The 4,410-nt window shown below is 59.7% G+C and carries 3 protein-coding genes and 1 pseudogene; 2 read left to right on the top strand and 2 right to left on the bottom strand.

Going from position 1 to position 4,410, the window contains the following annotated elements; translation table 11 throughout:
* Positions 1–100 precede the first annotated feature (100 nt).
* Together HT737_RS03050 and HT737_RS03045 are read right to left on the bottom strand one after the other, a co-directional pair.
* The gene (locus HT737_RS03050) at positions 101–1,726 is read right to left on the bottom strand and encodes a methyl-accepting chemotaxis protein (RefSeq protein WP_182401386.1); all 1,626 of its coding nucleotides are present in this window, start codon (positions 1,724–1,726) and stop codon (positions 101–103) included.
* A gap of 130 nt (positions 1,727–1,856) precedes the next feature.
* Positions 1,857–2,912: pseudogene (locus tag HT737_RS03045) on the bottom strand (amidohydrolase family protein).
* A 129-nt stretch (positions 2,913–3,041) separates the two neighbouring features.
* Here HT737_RS03045 and HT737_RS03040 point away from each other — a divergent pair.
* Positions 3,042–3,458 (top strand): OsmC family protein, encoded by a 417-nt coding sequence (locus tag HT737_RS03040; protein WP_047292859.1) that lies wholly within the window; start codon positions 3,042–3,044, stop codon positions 3,456–3,458.
* A gap of 61 nt (positions 3,459–3,519) precedes the next feature.
* Positions 3,520–4,392 carry a pirin family protein gene (locus HT737_RS03035; protein ID WP_095667143.1) on the top strand — a complete coding sequence of 291 codons (873 nt, stop codon included), beginning with the start codon at positions 3,520–3,522 and terminating at the stop codon, positions 4,390–4,392.
* Positions 4,393–4,410 lie beyond the last annotated feature (18 nt).

Genomic DNA, 4,410 nt, shown 5'->3' with positions numbered 1-4,410 from the left:
TCGCGAAGGCGTCAGTTCAGCCGACATGTTTGTGGCGGATACACCGCTTTCGCGAGCAGGCTCGCTCCCACAGGGTTCAGCTCGATCATCAAGGGTCAGATCAGACCGAAAATCTGGCCACCATATTGTTCAAATCCACCGCCAGCCGCGACAACTCCTGGCTCGCCGCACTGGTCTGATTAGCCCCGGCAGAAGTCTGCGTCGCCAGATCGCGAATATTCATCAGATTGCGGTCCACCTCCCGCGCCACTGCCGCCTGCTCCTCCGAGGCACTGGCGATCACCAGGTTGCGCTCGTTGATCAAGGTGAACGCCGAGGCGATTTCTTCCAGCGCCTCACCCGCCGCCTTCGCCAGTTCCAGCGTTGAATTGGCGCGAAGGCTGCTCTGCTGCATCGAATTGACCGCCGAATCGGTACCCTGCTGGATACCGCCGATCATCTGCTCGATTTCCTGGGTCGATTGTTGGGTGCGGTGCGCCAACGCGCGCACTTCATCGGCCACCACCGCGAAGCCGCGACCGGCATCGCCGGCCCGCGCTGCCTCGATCGCAGCGTTTAGCGCGAGCAGGTTGGTCTGCTCGGCAATCGAGCGGATCACATCCAGCACCTTGCTGATGCCGTGAACCTTCTGCGCCAGATCCTCCACCTGCGTGGCATTCGACGTGACATCATCTGCCAGGGATTCGATTGACGTCACGGTCTGCCGCACCTGCTCGCGACCACGCTGGGCGATGCGATCAGACTCGCGTGACGCCTCGGACGTCGCCACCGCATTGCTCGCCACTTCCTCAACGGCAGCCGTCATCTGATTGACCGCCGTGGCGGCCTGTTCAATCTCCAGGCTCTGCTGGTGCAGCCCACGTGTGGCGTCTTCGGTGACGCAACTCAGCTCCTCCGAAGCCGAAGCCAACTGACTGGACGACTCGGAAATCTGCCGGATGGTGTCGCGCAGGTTGTGCTGCATGCTTTTCAGCGCCTGCAGCAGCCGCGCCGGTTCGTCCTTGCCGGAGATATTGATATCGCCCGTCAGATCGCCACCGGCCACCACTTCCGCCACGCCCAGCGACTGCGTCAGAGGCAACACGATGCTGCGGGTCAGCAACAGCGCCAGACCGATGGTGATCAGTGCAGTGATGCCGATCATCACCCCGACCCACACCCGCGAATTGATGAAGACCAGGCGCGCCGCTTCGGTGGCAAGGTTGGCGTTGTGCTTGTTCAGCTCGACCAACTCTTTCAGAGTGACCGCCATGTCGTCGGCCAACGGGCTCATCTCACCGTTGAGAATCGCCGCCGCCTCCTCCACCCGATTCTGCGCGGACAACTGCATGACTTGCGCCTGAAACTCCAGATACTGGTGCTCGGCGATCTTGAAGCGGTCGAACAACTTGCGCTCTTCGGGCAGCACGATCAACACGTCATAGCGTTGCTGGGCTTCGCTCAACACGCCGCGCAGGTCATTGAGCTTGGCGACATTCTGCGCCAGCGCCTGCGGATCCCGATTGAGCAACAGACGCATGGTCAGCGCACGCAGGCGCAGCATGTCCTGACTCATCTCGCCAACCGCCATCACACTCGGCAGCCAGTTGTTGTCGACCTCATCCGACTGGGCGCGCATGTTCGCCATTTGCAGCAAGGCGAACGCCCCCAAGGCAAACACCATCAAGGCCAACACACCAAAACCCAGGCCGGCACGCGGCGCGATATTGAGACTACGGATGCTCATTACTCTGGTTCCTTCCAAAAGCGCTGCATCAACCCTGCAGCTGGTTGCTCTAGAAGGTATCGGCCCCGCGCAAATTTGCGTAAGACCAAAAGGTGATATCAAAAGGCCTTGATACTTCGAACCCTCGGCATTAACGATTCAGCGCGGTTTACCGGACTTTGCTGCTGTTCGAGGCAATATCGCCAGGAAGTTATCCCGGGCGACTTTACGCGCCACGTCTTCGGGCAAGGCATCAAGGAACGGCGTGAAACTGCGCATTTCCTCACCGAGCTTGTTGAATCGGCCTACAACATCCGAACCCAGCATGAAGCGCTCAGGGTATTTCTCCACCAATGCCAGCCATTGCGCACGCGGCTTGCCCTGCTCATCCAGCAGATACGGCGTGAGCATGCTCCACGACAGATCGATGAACAGATTCGGGTAAGCCTCCAACATCCGGCTGACGGTGGGCAGAAGGAATTCCAGCGGCGTCTGGTGCCGATGGATCTCCGCACTGGTGCCGGCGTGCGCCCAGATGAACCGGGTGTGCGGGTGATTTCGCAGCGGTTCTTCGACTTCTTTCAGGTACAGCGGATTTTTCTCACGCTTGGAGGTGATGTTGGAATGCAGCATCACCGGCAGATCGTTTTCGGCGGCCAGGTGATATATCCGCTTCATCGCTTCATTATTGGCCCGAGGGGTATCGCCAGCGGTCAGTGCCGTCAGGTCATCATGGCGGGTGAACACTTCGCCGATGCCCTGCCACAGCCCCGGATACAGATCGAGCAGGCGCTGGATGTGTGCGGCGGAGTTCTTGTCGTTAGGGTTGAAGCCCGAGAGGAATGGGTGAAAGTGCAGACGCTGCTCCGGCGTCAGTTTCTGCACGGCATCGGCAACGATCATGTCGGTGGCGCTGTACCAGTAGGCGTCGGCGTCATCACCGGCGTAATAGCGCGGACGTTTGGGTTCGTCTTCATGCCATTTCTTCGCCACGGGAATGCCGGAAATCATCACATGGTCGATGGAATTGTCCTGCATGGCCGTGAGCAATTTCGCCATGCCGGCGGTCTCCTGGAAAAAAATCCACGTAGTGCAGGTGCGCATCGCTGTAAGTGTAATCACGGGCGCTGGCGCTACCGGCACATACCAGCAGGCAGGCAAGACTCAAACGAAACAAGGACACAAGTAATCTCCGACAGGTAGGCATAGCCTAGACCCTGAGCCGAACACAAGGGTTCATCCTGCAGGAAAGTGGAACGCGCCTCCGTAGGAATGCTCTATAACTGCAAGGTCTTTTTTGATCGAACGACTTTTTCCTACTGCCAGTGAGGTTGCCATGACTGTTACCGTCAATACCGTCTCCGCCGAAGGTTTTCGTCACACCGTACAGATCGATGACCACGAATTGTTTGCCGACGTGCCGAAGTCTGCCGGCGGCGAAGGCTCGGCACCCGAGCCACACGACTACTTCGACGCCGCGCTCGGTGCCTGCAAGGCCCTGACCCTGAAAATGTACGCGAAGAAGAAAGACATCCCACTGACCGGCGTCGGCGTTGAGGTCAAGCGCGACAACAGCGAAGAGCAGAAAGGCAAATACGCCCTGCATGTGACGCTTACCCTCAAGGGCGTCCTCACCGATGCCCAGCGTGAAGAACTGCTGCGCGTCGCCGATCGCTGCCCGATTCACAAACTGATGACCACCAGCGACGTCAGCATCGAAACCCACGCTCCACAAGGCTTCGACAGCCAGTAATCACCCTCTTGCCAGCGGCGGGTTATGCTTCTGGCATCACCCGCTCAGCCTGGAATGCACCATGGATACGCAACCACTGATCATCCGCCCGCGCGCCGAAGACGTCGAAGGCCAGCCGATCCTGCGCCCGCTGCCGTCAGCCAAATGCCGCAGCGTCGGGCCATTTGTATTTTTCGACCACATGCTCGAGACGGTTTATCCGACGGGCAAAGGCATGAACATCCGACAGCATCCGCACATTGGTCTGTCGACCCTGACCTACCTCTTCGAAGGGCAGATCCAGCACAAGGACAGCCTTGGCTCCGATCAAGTGGTCAGCGCCGGCGATGTCAGCTGGATGACCGCCGGCAGTGCGATTGCCCATGTCGAGCGCACGCCCGAGCCGTTGTGGGCGCAAAGCTTCACGATGCACGGCTTGCAGATCTGGCTGGCTTCGCCCAAGGATCATGAGCAAGGCCCTGGGTATTACAGCCATCACCCGGCCGCAACCCTGCCGGTCAGCGACAACCTTGGCGTGCAGATTCGGATGATTGCCGGGTCAGGCTTTTGCCTGGAATCACCGGTACCGGTGCTTTCTCCTACGCTGTATGCCGAAATAAAAATGCAGACCGCGACCACACTGCTGATCCCGACCGAGCACGAAGAACGCGCGGTGTATGTGCTGAGTGGCGATGCGCAGTTGAATGGCGAGCCCCTCGAACCCCACGCACTGGCGGTGTTGCCGGGCGGGGAAGCGATGAGTCTGTTTGCCGAAAGCGATGTGCACGCGGTGGTGTTTGGCGGCGCCGCACTGGACGGGCCACGGCGGATCAACTGGAATTTTGTCGCGAGCGATCCGGCGGCGATCGATGAGGCGCGACGCAAATGGGCGGCCGGGGATTGGCCGACGGTACCGGGGGAAGTTGAGCGGATTGAATTGCCGGCGGGCCGGTAAAGCAAAAGATCGCAGCCT

The organism is Pseudomonas sp. MD195_PC81_125 (assembly GCF_014060985.1).
Lineage (GTDB): Bacteria > Pseudomonadota > Gammaproteobacteria > Pseudomonadales > Pseudomonadaceae > Aquipseudomonas > Aquipseudomonas parakoreensis.
The sequence above is the reverse complement of the archived record's forward strand: the minus strand, read 5'-3'. Positions and strand labels throughout refer to the sequence as shown.

Excerpts from the sequence above, each read along its gene's own strand:
- HT737_RS03050 (WP_182401386.1), bottom strand. The coding sequence starts at position 1,726 with ATGAGCATCCGTAGTCTCAATATCGCGCCGCGTGCCGGCCTGGGTTTT.
- HT737_RS03035 (WP_095667143.1), top strand. The coding sequence starts at position 3,520 with ATGGATACGCAACCACTGATCATCCGCCCGCGCGCCGAAGACGTCGAA.
- HT737_RS03040 (WP_047292859.1), top strand. The coding sequence starts at position 3,042 with ATGACTGTTACCGTCAATACCGTCTCCGCCGAAGGTTTTCGTCACACC.